General features: G+C 42.1%; 17 protein-coding genes and 2 pseudogenes. 15 read left to right on the top strand and 4 right to left on the bottom strand.

What is annotated here, in order from left to right:
* The first annotated feature begins 10 nt into the window (after positions 1-10).
* From ACED25_RS19385 to ACED25_RS19325, 13 genes are all read left to right on the top strand, one after another.
* Positions 11-439, top strand: coding sequence for a YscB family type III secretion system chaperone (locus tag ACED25_RS19385; protein WP_017096464.1), 429 nt, complete (start codon positions 11-13; stop codon positions 437-439).
* Positions 439-2,310: a type III secretion system outer membrane ring subunit SctC gene (gene sctC, locus ACED25_RS19380; protein WP_017096465.1), complete on the top strand. Its 1,872-nt coding sequence runs from the start codon at positions 439-441 to the stop codon at positions 2,308-2,310. Before ACED25_RS19385 ends, sctC begins: the two co-directional genes overlap by 1 nt.
* A gap of 5 nt (positions 2,311-2,315) precedes the next feature.
* A complete protein-coding gene (gene sctD, locus ACED25_RS19375) occupies positions 2,316-3,611 on the top strand; it encodes a type III secretion system inner membrane ring subunit SctD (RefSeq protein ID WP_017096466.1) in 1,296 nt (431 codons plus the stop codon).
* On the top strand, positions 3,604-3,810 hold the full coding sequence (locus ACED25_RS19370) for an EscE/YscE/SsaE family type III secretion system needle protein co-chaperone (protein ID WP_017096467.1): 207 nt from the start codon (positions 3,604-3,606) through the stop codon (positions 3,808-3,810). The genes sctD and ACED25_RS19370 overlap by 8 nt, the downstream gene beginning before the upstream one ends.
* 15 nt (positions 3,811-3,825) lie before the next feature.
* A complete protein-coding gene (gene sctF, locus ACED25_RS19365) occupies positions 3,826-4,074 on the top strand; it encodes a type III secretion system needle filament subunit SctF (protein ID WP_017096468.1) in 249 nt (82 codons plus the stop codon).
* Between the two features lie 3 nt (positions 4,075-4,077).
* On the top strand, positions 4,078-4,434 hold the full coding sequence (locus ACED25_RS19360; RefSeq protein WP_017096469.1) for a YscG family type III secretion system chaperone: 357 nt from the start codon (positions 4,078-4,080) through the stop codon (positions 4,432-4,434).
* Complete coding sequence (locus ACED25_RS19355) at positions 4,434-5,066, top strand: YopR family T3SS polymerization control protein (protein WP_017096470.1); 633 nt, start codon at positions 4,434-4,436, stop codon at positions 5,064-5,066. Before ACED25_RS19360 ends, ACED25_RS19355 begins: the two co-directional genes overlap by 1 nt.
* Before the next feature lie 8 nt (positions 5,067-5,074).
* Positions 5,075-5,419, top strand: coding sequence for a type III secretion system inner rod subunit SctI (sctI, locus tag ACED25_RS19350; RefSeq protein ID WP_017096471.1), 345 nt, complete (start codon positions 5,075-5,077; stop codon positions 5,417-5,419).
* A 2-nt stretch (positions 5,420-5,421) separates the two neighbouring features.
* On the top strand, positions 5,422-6,165 hold the full coding sequence (sctJ, locus tag ACED25_RS19345) for a type III secretion system inner membrane ring lipoprotein SctJ (protein ID WP_029223148.1): 744 nt from the start codon (positions 5,422-5,424) through the stop codon (positions 6,163-6,165).
* Positions 6,149-6,823 (top strand): SctK family type III secretion system sorting platform protein VscK, encoded by a 675-nt coding sequence (vscK, locus tag ACED25_RS19340; protein ID WP_017096473.1) that lies wholly within the window; start codon positions 6,149-6,151, stop codon positions 6,821-6,823. The genes sctJ and vscK overlap by 17 nt, the downstream gene beginning before the upstream one ends.
* Positions 6,802-7,437 (top strand): HrpE/YscL family type III secretion apparatus protein, encoded by a 636-nt coding sequence (locus tag ACED25_RS19335; protein WP_017096474.1) that lies wholly within the window; start codon positions 6,802-6,804, stop codon positions 7,435-7,437. The genes vscK and ACED25_RS19335 overlap by 22 nt, the downstream gene beginning before the upstream one ends.
* Positions 7,438-7,859: 422 nt before the next feature.
* Positions 7,860-8,300, top strand: a complete 441-nt coding sequence (locus tag ACED25_RS19330; RefSeq protein ID WP_017096475.1) for a type III secretion system chaperone — start codon at positions 7,860-7,862, stop codon at positions 8,298-8,300.
* Positions 8,301-8,312: 12 nt separating this feature from the next.
* Positions 8,313-9,290: a hypothetical protein gene (locus ACED25_RS19325; RefSeq protein WP_017096476.1), complete on the top strand. Its 978-nt coding sequence runs from the start codon at positions 8,313-8,315 to the stop codon at positions 9,288-9,290.
* Between the two features lie 97 nt (positions 9,291-9,387).
* Here ACED25_RS19325 and ACED25_RS19320 read toward each other — a convergent pair.
* The 3 genes and pseudogenes from ACED25_RS19320 to ACED25_RS19310 all read right to left on the bottom strand — a co-directional run bounded on the left by ACED25_RS19320 (position 9,388) and on the right by ACED25_RS19310 (position 13,004).
* Positions 9,388-10,426, bottom strand: a pseudogene (locus ACED25_RS19320) (IS630 family transposase).
* A gap of 638 nt (positions 10,427-11,064) precedes the next feature.
* A complete protein-coding gene (locus tag ACED25_RS19315) occupies positions 11,065-12,534 on the bottom strand; it encodes a hypothetical protein (RefSeq protein WP_017096479.1) in 1,470 nt (489 codons plus the stop codon).
* Positions 12,535-12,545: 11 nt separating this feature from the next.
* Entirely contained in the window at positions 12,546-13,004 is a 459-nt protein-coding gene (locus tag ACED25_RS19310) for a CesT family type III secretion system chaperone (RefSeq protein WP_017096480.1), read from the bottom strand.
* Between the two features lie 577 nt (positions 13,005-13,581).
* Here ACED25_RS19310 and ACED25_RS19305 point away from each other — a divergent pair.
* Entirely contained in the window at positions 13,582-15,612 is a 2,031-nt protein-coding gene (locus tag ACED25_RS19305) for a hypothetical protein (protein WP_371695897.1), read from the top strand.
* A 61-nt stretch (positions 15,613-15,673) separates the two neighbouring features.
* Positions 15,674-16,093 carry a type III secretion system chaperone gene (locus ACED25_RS19300; RefSeq protein ID WP_017096482.1) on the top strand — a complete coding sequence of 140 codons (420 nt, stop codon included), beginning with the start codon at positions 15,674-15,676 and terminating at the stop codon, positions 16,091-16,093.
* A 123-nt stretch (positions 16,094-16,216) separates the two neighbouring features.
* Here the strand turns inward: ACED25_RS19300 and ACED25_RS19295 are convergent.
* A pseudogene (locus tag ACED25_RS19295) lies at positions 16,217-16,312 on the bottom strand (IS5/IS1182 family transposase); the annotation flags it as partial.

Below are 16,312 nucleotides of genomic sequence, written 5' to 3'. Positions count from 1 at the left end.
AGGACTAAATATGTTAGATAAAATGATGAAATCCCTAGCGGAAACGTTAAGGGAGGGGGATTTTATTGCCTCAAGTAATGGTTCCTATGATATCGAAGTTGACCAGATGCAGCTTAATATTAGCCAGCACTCATCATGGATCTTGTGGGAAACCGTACTCCCATTTTATTTTGAATCGCACCTTGATTTTCAAAAAGAGCAGGCGCTAAAACATTGTATGCAGCTCTCCTTGAAAACGTTGCGAGATACACGCAGCACGTTGACGGTGAATGACAAAGAACAGTTGATTATGCAAGGGAAGATGATTATGGAAAGTGCAACGACAGAAGAGCTTTGCACGCAGCTTGCTCAGCACGTAAATTTAGTGGAGCAGTTCAATGATTTGCTCGAACATCAACGTGTTAATCATACTGTTAGTCACAGTGTTTGGATCCCATAATGCTTGCAGTTTTAAAGTCACAAATAAGCAGAATCGTGCTGTCAGTAGTGTACGTTTCAAGTTTGATAATAGCAGTTCCTTCACATACCTCTGAGCTTGATTGGGTCGATCAACCGTTTCGTTATTACGCGGACAATGATTCACTAAAAGAACTGCTGAATAACTTTGGCGCAAACTACCGTGTTTCAGTGTCGGTTAGCGACAAGGTAAATGACCGAGCCAGTGGTCGATTTTCACCAGAAGATCCAGCCGAGTTTCTCGATTATCTGGCACAGGTTTACAACTTGATGTGGTACTTCGACGGTGCAGTGCTGCATGTATACAAAGCGACAGAAACCCGTTCACAATTGTTGCAGCTCGAACTGTTAACAGCTCGCGAATTACGTAGCACCCTGATCTCGACAGGAATTTGGGATTCTCGTTACGGCTGGCGTGCAGCGGAAAATAAGGGGCTGGTTTACTTAGCTGGCCCACCGAGATACGTCGATTTAGTTGTGCAAACGGCAGAAGCACTGGAAAGCAGACTGGTACAGAAATCCAATTCAACAGATGAATTGTTTGTCGATATTATTCCCTTGAAGTATGCATCTGCGACAGATCGAGAGATCAGTTATCGTGACCAAGGTGTCACGGTTCCTGGGATTGCTTCGGTACTAAGCCGAGTGCTTTCAGGTGTTCAAACTCAGGTTAAAGTGGCGAAAAAGAACGAAGAAGTAATAACCAATACGCCTAAGAAAATTGCTAATGATGTCTCTTTACATAGCGGTGCATCGGTTGAAGCAGAACCAGGTTTAAATGCAATCATTGTGCGTGATACAAAAGCTCGATTACCGCTGTATCACAAGTTGGTGGCGCAGTTAGATCAACCGCAGTCAAGGATCGAAGTCGCACTTTCTATCGTTGATATTAGTGCTAATGACTTAAGTCAGTTGGGTGTTGACTGGCGAGCTGGTCTTGCAGTGGGTAACAACAGTATTTTGGACCTCAAAACAACTGGTGACGTAGGTAATGGTGATGTCAAGCTTGGTAGTGGGCAAAATTTTAAGTCTCTGCTTGATGCGACGAACCTAAATTATTTATTGGCTCAAATTCGTTTGCTTGAATCTAGAGGTAGTGCGCAAGTGGTTTCCAGACCAACCTTGTTAACACAAGAAAATGTGGAAGCGGTCCTTAATAACAGCAGTACATTTTATGTCAAGTTGATAGGCAAAGAAACCGCAGCACTAGAGAAAGTGACTTATGGAACGTTATTGAAAATTGTACCTCGCATCGTTGGCGACCGTTTGGTTGAAAGACCTGAAATCAATTTGAGTCTGCATCTAGAAGATGGTGCGGAAATCCCCGATGGTGACATTGATGGTGTTCCTTCAATTCGTAAAACAGAAATTAGTACTTTGGCAACGGTAAAGCAGGGGCAAAGCTTGCTGATTGGTGGAGTATACCGTGATGAAATTAGCAACAAGCTTCGAAAAGTTCCTTTGTTAGGAGATATTCCATACCTCGGCGCTTTGTTTAGAAGCACGGAAAGCTCCACGAGAAGAACAGTACGTATGTTCATTATAGAACCAAGAATTGTTGTCGATGGTATCGGAGACAACGTACTTATCGGAAATGAATATGACTTAAGGCCAAAGATTGGCACGTTGAATAGTATTTCCAATAACAGTGCAGGCCTTAAATCAGCACTTGCTTTGTACAGCTGTACAAAGGAAGTACAAGCAGTACGTTATCAGCAAGATTTGTTGTCACAAGGAAAGTCATCGTTGTTAGCAGAATGTGAGCTTCCTACGGGGCAGAAAGGGTGGAGAGTACAAATTAAAGAGTGTAATGGCTCAGAGAATCATTGCGTTCGACCATTAGAGGAGCAGTAACCTCAATGCAACAATGGAAAATTCGTATTCTTTCCGGTGTTCATTCCGGAGTGGAAGTCACTTTACCCAACGATTCATTGGTATTGGGTAGTGATGACTTTACCGCTGATTTAGTCTTAACCGACTCTGGCATTAAAGCAAGTCACCTCGTTTTAGTTTGCGATGGTGAAACGGTTTCACTACGTGAGTGTGAAGAAGTCTCAGTCAATAACGAAATTATCGCCGTTGATGCCGGTGGCGTTGATTTGTCGCGAAAAGCCTTGGTTTCTGTGGGTCGTTTAACATTTGCTGTTGGTTATTTGGAAGATGATTTAGTTATTGAGATGGCAAATGACGTAGCAAGCAAGCAAGCGAAACCAATTGGCCATAAACCATCATCGGGTTGGAAGAAAATGCTGCTCATCGGATTGATTTGTGGCCTGATCCCAAGCGTTATCTTTATAGGTATTTGGTACGACCAAGTGCATGCGAGCGACAAAGACGTAATCACAGAAGCGGAGCCGATAGTCTTGGTACGTAATATTCTTAGTGAACTCGAGTTGAACGATGTTCGCGTTGAATGGAATGCCAATGCTCTACAGGCTGTACTTGAAGGTTACGTAGAAGATAGAACGCAAAAGGTACAACTGCTTGGTCGAATTGATGCATTAGGTATCAACTACAAGAGTGACCTGAGAACGATGGAAGAGATACGTCGTGGTGTGCGTTTTATCTTACGAAACCTCGGTTATCACCAAGTAAAAGTAGAAAATGGTAACGAGACAGGTACGCTGCTGTTAACGGGTTACATTGATGATGCAAGTCGTTGGAACCAAGTTGAGCAGATCTTAGAACGAGATGTCCCAGGGCTTATCGCTTGGAAAGTAGAGCTACAAAGGGCGGGGGCATACATGGTTACTCTAAAAGAGTTGTTAGGAGAAGCGGAGCTCTTAAAGAAAGTTCAGCTTGTTACTAGCGGTGATCGTATTGAAGTTCGTGGCGAGCTTGATGATGTTGAAACAACTCGATTTTATGGTGTAACGAGAGATTTTCGAGAGCAGTATGGCGAGAAACCATATCTTGTCTTGAAATCTATTCCTAAAGTGAGCAAAGGAACAAACATCGATTTTCCGTTTCGTAGCGTGAATTTTGGCCTATTTCCTTATGTCATCCTCACTGACAATGTTCGTTACATGGTAGGAGCTCGCACTCCTCAAGGGTACCGTATTTCAAGCGTTACTCCGGCAGGAATTGAACTCGTAAAACGCGGGCGGGTAATCACTATTGATCTAGAGTATGAAGGTGAAAATAACAATGACTAATCTTGAGCAGTTATTACAAGGCGATTCAGGGCAGCAAGAAAAAGAGGTGATCATTTTTAAGTTCAAGCAAGCGCAATCAGCGATAAAGCGTCAGCTCCATCTTGGCTGTTCACCAAAAGAATACCAGTTGCTACACAAACAGCACGAGGCTTATCAAGCAGCATTAGCGGTAATTGAAACATTTCTAGACAACAAATAAAAGAAGGCGATATATATGTCATTTTATGATTCGAGTAAAGGCGTTAACCTCGACGCAGTTAAAGCTAAATTGTTACAGCAATCAAAAACAGCGAATGAAGCGGTAAACACCGCGATCAAAAACTTAGAAACGAACGCAGACGATCCTTCAAAGCTTGCAGAGCTACAGCATACAATCAACAAATGGTCTGTGGTATATAACATCAATGCGACCACAACACGTGCAATCAAAGACGTGATGCAATCAATTCTGCAGAAGGTATAACCTATGGATAAAGGCATGTGTTTACTTCTGGCTGAGACAGCGTTGATGGCAACCGGTCTGCATCGTCATGAAGAGGCAAATACCATTGCGGAATGCCTTGAGTTGCAAGGTGATGCAGAAGAAGTCGTTGCTATGATTCGTTCAATGAGTTTGATGAATCGTGGCTTGTACGAGGACGCTCATCGTTTACTTGAACCGCTTTGCGTGACACGCCCAGACTTAATCGGTCTGGCTGCGCTAGCGGCAGGAAAAGCTGGGCTCTTAAGCAAAGCCGAATCGTGGTTAGATATGGCATTAAAAGGCAATGAAGAAAACCAAGCCTTTGCCATGAGTTTTTCTAAAGACATCAGGAACCTTTAATGAAGGTTGAAAGCCACGGAATCAACAACATGCTCAGTCAGGTGCCGAAAGCACCCCGGAATGATACACCTGATGCGAACAAGATGAACCGTTTGATGAGTGAGAACCCACCAGATAAGAACATACCGACTACGAAAAAAAATACGGATAGTGTCACGCGGTCTAAAGGTAGAACAGCAGCTATTAAAGAGTGGTACGAAGCACTAAAACGTTCTGGAGACTTCAGCGCAGCAGCGCTTAGCAGAACGCTTAAAGACGCGTTTATTTCGCCTAGTGAGAAAAAAAAAGCCTTATGGTATGCCTTTAGTCAGGAACAAAGCGCAAAAGGCACTGATAAAGCATCACCAGAATTGTTGGCATTATTTAAGCATGAGCTGTTGGGCAGTTTTTCAGGGCGCTTGCTAGCGACTCCCCCTAAAGACCGCCGAGAGTTGAAAGCGTTGCTTTCTGAACATTTCCCACTTGGTGCGCAAAAAGAACAAGCGCTTTGGCACTGTTGGGGTGAGTTGAAAGACATCCCTGCCCAAGCTCCAGTATTGGAGGTGGTCCGAAAAGAACTGAGCTTTGTTATACAAAAGAATGCCATGGTCAAGAACATGTTGAGTTACAGCCACAAACTAGACCTCTCATAGGAACGGATATGATTAATACGCAGTACACAGAAGTGATGCAAACCAACCTCGAGCAAGTGCAAGACGCACAAGCTGAAGCGGGACTTAGTGAGCGTTTCGAGCAAGCGATGCTATCGCCTGAGGGAAACCACGGTTTAGAAGGTGGCTTGTTAGAAAACATTAGCGAACTGAAAAACACCATCGACAATGCAAAAACTAACTTAACCGATAGCATGGCAATGGTTGGTGACGACCCTGCTCAGCTCTTGCAGATGCAATGGGCGTTGAGTCGAATTACCTTTCAAGAGGAGCTGATTGCCAAGACGGTAGGTAAAACGACACAGAATGTAGAAACATTGTTGAAGGCCCAATAGTCATGATGAAGACAATACGTGCCGTGTGCATGTTACTCGTGTTATTTTTAGCTGGCTGTCAGACGGAGCTATACACTGGAGTAAGCCAGAAAGAAGGCAATGAAATGCTGTCTATTCTGCTTTCTGAGGGGGTCGTGGCAACCAAAGAACCGGATAAAGACAACACCATAAAATTGATGGTAGATAACGCTCAAGTCGCATTTTCGGTTGATGCTCTGAAACGTAAAGGCTACCCGAAAGAGCAGTTCTCAACACTCAAAGAAGTGTTTCCGAAAGATGACCTGATTTCGTCTCCGATTGCAGAAAGGGCGAGGCTTATATACGCGAAATCGCAAGAACTATCATCAACGCTGTCACAAATTGATGGAGTGTTAGTGGCACGCGTTCACATTGTACTTGAAGATAAAAACCTTCGTCCAGGTGAACGTCCAACTCCTGCTTCTGCATCAGTGTTTATTAAACACGCAGCGGATGTGGCACTCGACTCTTATGTACCTCAAATTAAGCAGTTAGTGAACAATAGTATTGAAGGGCTTAACTACGAACGTATTAGCGTTGTCATAGTACCATCTTCGGAAGTTCGTGTGACGGCTCAAAGCAAGCAATTTGAAAGCATTTTGTCTATTCAAGTGACCAAGGACACGGCAAGCAACTTGATTGCTATCCTCGTTTTCTTGTTACTACTTATCATCGGTTCTAACGCAGCGACGTTTGCATGGTGTCGTAGGAATGCGCAACGTGGTTAATTCTGATACGCCAGTTTCTCAGATTTATCATCAGTTTAATTATTGTCCTTGCAGTTATATTGATGAGAGTTGGATAAGCAAGAAACAGCCTTGGTTATTACGAGTCCAAGACTGGAGACACCAGGCTGCGATCAATCAATGGTGTATTGAAGAATGGCAGCTATCAACGATTACTGATCATGTTTTTAATCATCCATTTAATAGTTTGGTGTTACTTCCAGTTGAAACGACTAACAAATTACTGTTGCTGATTGGTGGGGCAATGTATTGTGAATCGATGCGCCAAGTTGTCTTGAAACAACCAAAGCAGTGCCTCAATCATATTTTTGGTGTCGATGAAACGCGTTTTTTAATTCAACACGGGCCAATGATGATCTCAAATTGGCCAAACGGTTGGCAAAAAACATTGCCGGCGAGTTTAGATGAAGCCAGCTTTGAAAAGGCAGCCCGTGAACTTGGGTATCTATGGGTCACATTTTTACTGGAGAAATCACCATCAGAGCTTGTACAAAGGTGGCAGTTCAAGCTCGATTGTTCATTAACCCAAACAAAACTCAGTGCTGATTGGTTCGATGAAACGCATCGAGATCTTGCTTATCGACTTATAAAGAAAATCGCAAAACAGGTAATCCCTCAATGGTTTCATTTGTTGAAATAAAAACTGACAACTTGCAGTTGGCTACAGGTCTAAAGATTCTCAAAGCAAAGGATTATGTGAGTTATTTAGATTCGCAACACTTGGTTGAAGCTGCACACTCTAAAGCCGAGAGCATTATTACAAAAGCTGACGATGCTTATGAGTTAGAAAGACAGCGTGGTTACCAGGATGGTATCGATCAAGCGAAGATAGAGAGCGCAGAAACTATGATGTCAACGCTTGCACGATGTAATGAGTACTACTTGCAAGTCGAACAGAAAATCACTGGCGTAGTGCTTGATGCCGTAAGCAAAATTATCAGTAGTTTCGACGATGTGGAAACAACGGCAATAGTGGTGAGGGAAGCGCTTCAGCTGGTCAGTAATCAGAAACAAGTGATTCTGCACGTGCACCCCGAGCAAGTGACAGAGGTGCGAGATAAGGTTTCCTTAATACTCAGTGACTTCCCGGAGGTCGGCTATGTTGACGTTATTGCAGATGCGAGACTCAAAAATGGTGGGTGCATACTGGAAACTGAAGTCGGTATTATCGATGCCAGTATCGACGGGCAACTGCAAGCTCTTAAGCAGGTGATCACTAAGCAATTCAGTGAGCGCCAACAGATACAGTCTTGACGTGCTTATCTTTAACTCTCGAAAGCTCAGAAAAACGCTGGGCTTTTTGAGCTTTACTTTCTATTCACTGTACCTTTCTACCATTTCTCTAGTTTTATCTTAGCTTCCCATCCGATCTTTATAAACGGCTTAAAATGAAAAAAAGCCGACCATATCTGGCATATTCTGTGACTGTTATTGAGCACAATACTTACATCAACGGGAACTCTGATTATCTTAAAGGCTCTATTAACTATCGCCTCATAAGAGAGTAACGTTCGTTCAGAATACTGAATTTGTTTTTCTAAAAACGGTTAATCTAACAAAATTAACCAGCAACAATGGAAAATAAAATAATGTGATAGGTGTATTTAAATTCGAAATTTTATATCTTTTATTTTAAATAGATACATCAATATTAAATATCAGGATGGTAGGTGAGTATGGATAAGGTAAATACCTTACTAATTGAGCTTGGTAACACACTCGATATTGAACGGGTGACTGCATATGATTATCAAATGTGGACAGTATATATGTCTGCAGGCAAAGAGATTGAAGTTCAAGGCTTGGATGAGAGAGAAGAACTGTTACTTTCAATCAAGGTTTGCCAAGATGAAGAGTCATTTGAAATTAAAAAACTGAAAACACTTTTGGAATATAACTTCTTATACCGGGAGTCAGGTGGGGTACAGTTCTGTATAGACCCTAAAAACAATGAAGTACACATGCAGATAAGTATACCACTTACCTCAGAAGTGAGTCGTGTTTCTATCCTGATTACTCAGCTTATGGAGCTTTGTGAACTGTGGAAGCAATATCTAACGGCTCAGTTTCAATCGATTGAGCAACATAAAAAGCTGCATACTTTCATCTCTGTTTAAAAGGTTAGGGTTATGGTAAATATCAATACATCACATATGCATTCGCTGAGCGAACTCACTGCACAGTTATCTACACAAAACCAATCGGACGACAAAGAAGTTCGGGCTCACGGAGGCAAGGACATCTTTGTTAAAGAAGGTGCGCCGAAAAACACAAGCGTAAGCTCTCGTATCAATCACCAAAACAAAGCGAAATCGATCGTCGTTGATCTATTGGTTAAGCAAGGTCTGCCAAAAGGTGTCGCCAAAGCTATGATGCAAAACGTACTGAATGGTGAAAATAAGTTGACTCTTGGAAACCTTAAAGACCTAGAGCGATTATCGACAGGGCCTAGAGAGAATTGGCCAAGTGTTTCAAGCACTTCAAAACCATCCAGCGCAGGTAAAACCGCTCCAGCAGATGCCTTGATTAGAAAGCACCAAGCTACACTGCAAAAGTTGGGTGATTTCGCTTGTACTGACCTTAATACCTTCGGTGATAAGAGATCTGAGTTCTATCAAGCGAAAGCGAAGCCAAGACTAGAAGGCTTCTACGCAAATCCAGCAAGAGTTCAACAAGATAAAAAAGCGACCATGTCAGCAAACATGGTTCAAGTGGCGGCTCAAAGAGGCAATAGCCCTCAGATGGGGACACTTCAAAACATTGCGAAATCCGTTCAGGACGCAAAAGCCGGTTGCTGTACTACGTTTGCCTTTGCCGCGGCCGCTGAAATGATTCAAGGGATGCAGGGTGATGCGAATCAAAACACTAAGGTCGAAGTAGTGGCATTCAAGAAAGGACACTCAGGCACGCACTTGTATGTTTTGGTTGGTAGACAGGACGGTAGTGATATCAAAGACCCAAGCTCATGGAATAAAGATGTGAAAATTGTAGACCCTTGGGCAGCTTCAGCATTTGGTGCGAGAATGTTTGGTGATATTGCTCATCCACCGGTTTCCAACATGTTCCCACCATCTGAAGTGATTTTTTCTAGCCACAAACTGGACTAAAGATTCCATAATCGGTTGCTAATATTTACTACCAAAAAGGAGCAGTATTACTTTGCTCCTTTTATTTTTTTAATGTAAGTGATATCAATCTGGAAAATTAACTGCTCAAGTCTATCCATTCTCTAGCGCACATTTTCGATACCCTTTTCGGCACTTCAAGAAACCTATTCCACGCAACGCATACCTTGGAAACAATGTCCTCATAGTCTTCGAAGCTTTGGTTCGCTAAGTAGTGTTGTCGTAACCAACTCCATACTTGTTCTATCGGGTTAAGCTCTGTCGAATATGGGGAAAGTTTGATGATACTGACATTATCAAATTTGTGGGCGATATCATCGGTATGCCAACCTGCGCCATCCATTATTACTACAGCATGCCTTCCTTCCTTTGTCTGTGATATCGGATATTTGCTTTAAGTGTTAGATCATAATGTCTTTATTGACCCAAGGCACAACCATAGCTTCTCCAATCCCTCAGCTAGGACAAACAGAACCGAACAGGTAAGCGTACTCAAATTGCTGCTGTTTTGGCGCCCTTGGGCGCGTTCCTGTTTCAGCCCACAAGCGTGTCGTTGTGTTTTGTTGTCCGAATCTAGCTTCGTCTTGAAACCAGACATCAACACTCTCCAGCCCAATATGACCGAGGATCTTAAGGATCGTTTCTATTTTGAATTTTTTAAAATCGTCTTGGATTTGCTGTGATTGTTTGGGGTGTTTGGATCGAGAAGTTATCCAAGAAAAGCCCATGTGGTCGAGAAGATAATAGATAGAATTAGGGTGGTAGTATTTATCAAAGTTTTCCACGATGTAATCATGTATATCGCTCCCGACAAGGCGCCCGCCAGAAGGGGACTCTGCTTCTTTCTTAATGAACGCGCTGAGTTGTTTTCGTTGCTCTACATTGAGGTATGCAGGCCTGCCTGTGCGAGGTTTCTCTTGAAGTCCTTCCAATCCTTCTTCAAGAAATGTCTGGACCCATTTGTTTACACTAGTTCGACTGACTTTGAGGTATTTAGCAATTTGAGTGTGCTAGTGACCTTCTTTGAAGTGGGCAAGTGCTAGTAAACAAACCTTCATTTGAATGGTTTTTTGTTGGCTTGCTAGTTTTTTAAAATCTGTCTTATTAAGGCTATCCATAGCTATTTTCTGCAAGAGTTCGACGACCTCAATTAGATCATATTTTTACTTTAATGGGTGTTACTGATTGCCTGTTTGAAGTCCTTTTTGGCTCGTTATGTGCGGTGCGGGCGCAAAAGGCTGGTTTGATATTCGTGAATACATTATCGGACACCATTCATATGATCAGTGCTTATGCTTCATCAAATAAGCTCGTGTTGGGGCAGATAAAAACTGAGTACAAGCTAAGTGGCATTTGATTGCGAAGCCAATAGCGATTAACTATCGCGGGGCCCTTTCAATACCTCGTCTAGGCTCGGAATCATCGCTGATATCAAATTAACGGATAATAATAGGCTATTCGAATATCAAAGGTTGGCACACAATGAGGGACTATCCGTCAACGGCCAACCTTATATATGATTCTATTGAAACTGTTCTTCAGTTCAGCTTGAGTTGCTTATCCTCTTTCAAATCTATTGCCCGAGATACTTGGCTTGGCGAGAATGTCGGGTTTTGAAAGCGAGGCAACAATTTGTAGAGCCAATGCTTCTAAATCAAAAACTGTTAAACAAGGTATACAAACCAAGGGAACTCGTCCTTTGGGAGCGTGTAACGGAAAAATTTCATCGTCAATAACTTGGGTATGATATTGACGATTAAATCCAGCCTTCTGCTAAGTACATCAACCTTAGCTGACTTGGTGAACCAAGCTTTTCTAGCGCCGAGAGTTGGCCTTGATCGAGGTTCGGGCTTTTATCCAAGTATACTCGTCCGTTCGGTGTATCTAGAGGGAGCTTGTAAGTCAACGTCTTATTGATATCCTGTGCCTTTCCTTGGTCGATAGATCTTACTGCTGGCATTAGCCAGTCCCAATCTTCTTTGAGCAACTTCTTAAGTGCACTGTTGGCCTCTGACTCAGTTTGGCTCGGTGTATCTTCGATACTCAATTTATTCGTTGATCCAACATCTGGCACCAAGTTCTCACTTGCATCAGAGCCCAACATTTTCTTAAGCGTTAAGCGCGCCAATTCCATATCCTGAGCTTCTTTCGGTGCTTGAGGTGATGTCATAGATTTGTCTTCTTTTGGGCCTAGGTACGCAATCAAAGCACGTCCTGATGCAGCATCTTGCATACTAAAGGAGAACTTCCCTTTGCTGTTAGACACTTCAATTCGAGGTAACACACCAGACATAGGTTCTTGGTGAATTTGCTCTTGAACTTCGTTGTTCAGACAGTAGGAACTCGCTTGACCGGCTACAAACCCAGAACCAGTGATTAAGCCAGATGCTGCTACACTGCCTAGCGCTTCTTTTGCAACAACAAGGACACCAGTTGTGCCCACAGAGGTGACACCAAATGCACCAAGGCTTCCCGTCGCCATACCTAAGGTCGCTCCAACCGCACCTTCAGCAGATTGAGTGGCGTGCTCGTGCGCTAATGCTTGTTGTATCGGCAATGCCAACCTTTGGTCATGACCGGGCAATTGCGCAATCTGTTCTAGTTGGTGATAGTGCGCCTCAGCATCACCATTGACTGCCGACTTATGTAATTCACGCCCCGTGGCGATCAACAAACCAACACCTGGTAACGCCAAGTTAATTACTGCGTTGATACCAGTCCCTTTGATTGTTTCTTTTGCCATCTCAAGCAGTTCAGCACCTAAGCCGTCCATTTTGCCTGGGTATTGGTTTTCGATGCTGACTTGTAAGCGTGGGTCTTTGCTGATCGAATCGAACGTGCTTTTTAGATTTTTATAAGCTTTATCGTCAATCTTCACTTCATCTAATAGGCTTACGACTTCGAGGACCTTACGCGCAGTTAAAGGCTCGCCACGATACCCTGCTGTGCTCACAAGAGAGAATGCCAATAATGCCGTTTCTGGTTTTTCTTCTTTTAGCAGCGCCTGTTTTAAATCAAGGTGGGTCTTAATATTTTCTTGGTGGTACTTTTGATATGTAGATCGCAATATGGTGTCACTCACTGCCGTGAACTTTTGCCCTTTATGAAAGGTCGACGGCTCTTTGGCTTTACCGTGCTTACTGATCACCCGCTTATCTTTTTGTGCCGCGACAGTACGAAATTGATCCAAGCTCGGAATCTGGCTTTGGCTAGTTGAAATTACCATGGGTGAACTCCTTAAACTCTAAGTGTCTCAATGTGGGATTGTTCTGGATTGATAAATTGGGTTGGGTCTTGGTCTAACATTGCAAATCGAGCCTGCCAGAGTAGGGTTTGCTCATTTAGAAGGTGAAACCAAGTTGATAGGCTCGCTGCGTTTAAGTACTCAATCGGCTTTCTGCCCGCAAGAACCAATTGCCTACCATTTGGTGCAAGTGAAAGGGTCAAGCTCCCATCCGCGATACCGAAATAGTTAGCATGCGCAATGAGTTCAAGACCTTTCAGTCTCAGTTCACCGCTTTTTTCGAGACCGCCAAAAACCACCGATAAAACAAAATCGTTTTGATCTGCCTCACTAAAGTAAATAACGTAACGATCATCAACTAATAATTGGCAACGATTTTCTTCAGCAAAATAAAGTGGAGGTAGTTCATTTATTTCACAAAACTCTTTTATTAGAACTTGTAATGTGTTCATCGTTTATTCCTTCTATTTTATCTTGCTAGTAAACAACAAATAGTATAATTACGATGTCGAAAGTGGCTTTTATTTTGTTGATTTTCTAAACTGTCGTGATGTGTAGCACAAAGAACAAATGAATTTAATCGTCTTTGTTACGCAATTAAGCTCTCTAGTGTGAGGTTCCCCTGAACAGTTCTTGATGCTCAAGAAGAGTTATGCTGTAAAGCTCTTTGCGAAGTGTTTGGATTCACCGCAGTGGGTAAACAAGGATCGGACTCTGTCGTCAGAGTCTGTGTTTACCCCCTGAAGTCTTCGAGAGCAGAGCTTAGTAACGGTTCTATTGGATTTAGTGAGTTGCCAGCTTGCAAGCATACTTACAGCAGGAGGGGGGGAGTATAGCAAACTGGCTAAATCACTGGTTCTTATAAATTATCGTTTTTACTTCATCTAGCTGTTCTTAGTCAAGGTAAGGAGGTAGTTCGCCCCCTTTCATTTCGATATATAAAAAAAATAGGCCAATACTGAGAGCCCCCCTTGGCACTCTTAACCTATACTACCCTCTCGGTGTTTATATAGGTTCTAAGAGGTCACAATGCCTACTATCTCAGCGATTCATCAACCGATGAACTCAACAGCAATAAAGAAAAGCAACCACGCAGAATCAACTCAAAGTATCGTAAAAAGTGTACATGCCTCATCAGCAAAACAAACCTCTATAGGTTCAAGCGTCGCAAGCCCAACGACTGGCAAGTCTCATTTCAATCACGCCTATACATCACCAAAAGGGACACAAGAATTCTACTCGCAAAACAAAATGTCTTTTTCACAAAAACTAGAAAACTTTTTATCCGAGTATTTGATAAGTAAACCTGGCAGTGAAAAGAAAAGAGTAAAAGAACTGTCAAACATTGCGAATGTAACGGTAAGCAAAGATTTCAACGTCACCTGCCCACTTCCAAGTAAAGTCGGGGGCTTTAAACAGTTACTTTCAGATATAACAAAAGGACACTCTCCAACTAAAGGTGAGTTCTACCCTAAATTTAAAGCTCTAGTCCAACAATCTTTCAGCGAGATTATTTCTCTAGCACCGAAGAAAGGCCATAAAGATACTATCGAACTCAAGTCGCCATCGGTCGTATCACCTTTAGTTGATAGGCCTGTGTCAGATACTAATGTGACATCAAAAACCGCGCCTACTTCACTAGGAGTAACATCAGAACCAAGCCTAGAGACATCTAAGGGCAGCATAAGCTCATCAGAAAAAACAACCATAGAAAAGAGCAAGCAAGCTGACAATCAAAAAAACGCGACTAAAGAGCAAGTAACAGACGTTAAGTTACAAAACTATTATGAGCATGAGAGCACTTCTATCAAGAAAGAATTTGAATCACTATTTAACGCATATGCTAGCTCAAGCACTAAACATGCTGAATACGCACAGAGCTATTCTTATGATTGGTCAATGACATACTCTAATGGGTGTTACCAACTTGAATCATTACCTAAAACGGCTGAAGAATTTGCAAGTAAGTTTTGTAAGCTAACTGAAGAGCACTCCCCTAATGGTTCCTTAGGGAAGTTAGTAAAAAAAGCGTTAACAAATAAGACAACATTAGGGCAGATGTTGAGAGTTAACAAGGCCTCTACGCTAGGTCCTATGTCTCAACTGTTGCCTACAACACTGAAGGTGGTATTAAAAAGCAACTTATCTACCGAAACCGCTGCAACCTTCCAAAAAGTAGTAAAACAGGAAGTGAGCGAACAAGAACAACTTAATGCACTAAAACAGAAACAATTACCGTCACAGCTACAAAAGCTTGAACTTCAAACTAACCTCTACCAATCTAATGTAAAAGAGTTTCCAGAAGCAGATTTAAAATGTCGTAACTTCCAAAAAGCTTTAGTAAAAGCAGTGAACAGAACTAATTCTGTTGATAAAAATAACGAACTACAAAGAAAAACAGAATTTAGAGGGCAAGGAACAGTGTTTAAAGAACTAAGCCCTAGCATAGATTTACCTGAAAATGATCAAAGTAAACACACGCTATTCGATACGAACAAAACCTACGGTATTGGGGACTTTGATAACATTGTAAGCAGTAATTTTGTACTCAAAGAAAAGACAGACTCATTCGAGAATCACCTATCAAGGTTAAATCAGAACATTGGCTTCCATATCGAAAAACTTCCAAATGAAGCCGAAGTCGCCAATGTAAACACACTCGGCATTAACCCATTAAATATTGATGTAGATAGAATGATGGCAAAATTGACGAATCTAAAACCTCTATTGTTAGAGCCAAAACCAAGTTGGAGAAGCCGACTAATTCAGCTGTTTCACCCTAAAGGTGCCGAAAACGAAGCTGAACGTCTGTCTTATCAATATATGGATATTTCACACTTACAGGCACTGAAAGACGATATATCAACCAGTTCGGAGGCAATGAAATTAACCGACCTATCGAATAAACCTTGGATGCAATATTTAGTGGCAAAGCAAGTTGAATCACTAAAATCAGATTGCCAAAGTTATAAATTGGGGCCATTTACCATCGCCTCTCCAGCGAAAAAGCAACTAGATGCACTGCTAAGTTCGAACGAATGGCTACAGAGCAAAGCTTAAAAACAAAACTTGATGATCGCACGTGATCCCTTGTTTTCGCAAAGTAAATTATTGAGGTGTAATGTTGAAATTTGAAGCAGTATTATCAGAACTTGCTGAACTATGGGGAATTGAGATCCCCGTTGAATCCGATGCGATTGAAATAATCGATAATCAGGAAAGCCTTTGGGTTCTAGAATCGCCAAAGCAATCAGATTTATTTACCTTGTATACCCCTCTACATGTCATTGTAGACCAATATAAGATGAGTGATTGGTTAAGTTTAAATATGCAGCGGGACTTACTTGGAAGCTGCTGGATTGGACTAAACAACGAAGAACTATGTCTAGGCGTGTCCTTACCAAAGGATAAATTTGACCATAACGAGCTGAATAATATTTTTGAAAATATGCATTTAATTAAAGATAAGGTTCATGCTTTACATGATTGCAATGAAAATGTTCATATTGATCTGGCTTTAATTAATGTGAAATTTATGTAGCTAACGGGTAGATAAAGTTACAACTCATTTTATCTGAATCGCGAGGTGACAAGTTTGCGTGTCATCAGCACGGCTTTGTTGCGTAATTCAGTTAGAGCAGAGCAGCCCCATTTCGTGCGTTTCTTAGTCAATATAGCAAGTTTCAGGCATACCTAACCCAGTGGGCTTGTTCAACGCTTTTATCATCGCGTAAGTTTCTCCCACTTGTGCATTGTAATT

It is taken from the genome of Vibrio sp. 1F263, assembly GCF_041439035.1.
GTDB classification, from domain to species: Bacteria; Pseudomonadota; Gammaproteobacteria; order Enterobacterales; family Vibrionaceae; genus Vibrio; species Vibrio tasmaniensis_A.
The sequence above is the reverse complement of the archived record's forward strand: the minus strand, read 5'-3'. Positions and strand labels throughout refer to the sequence as shown.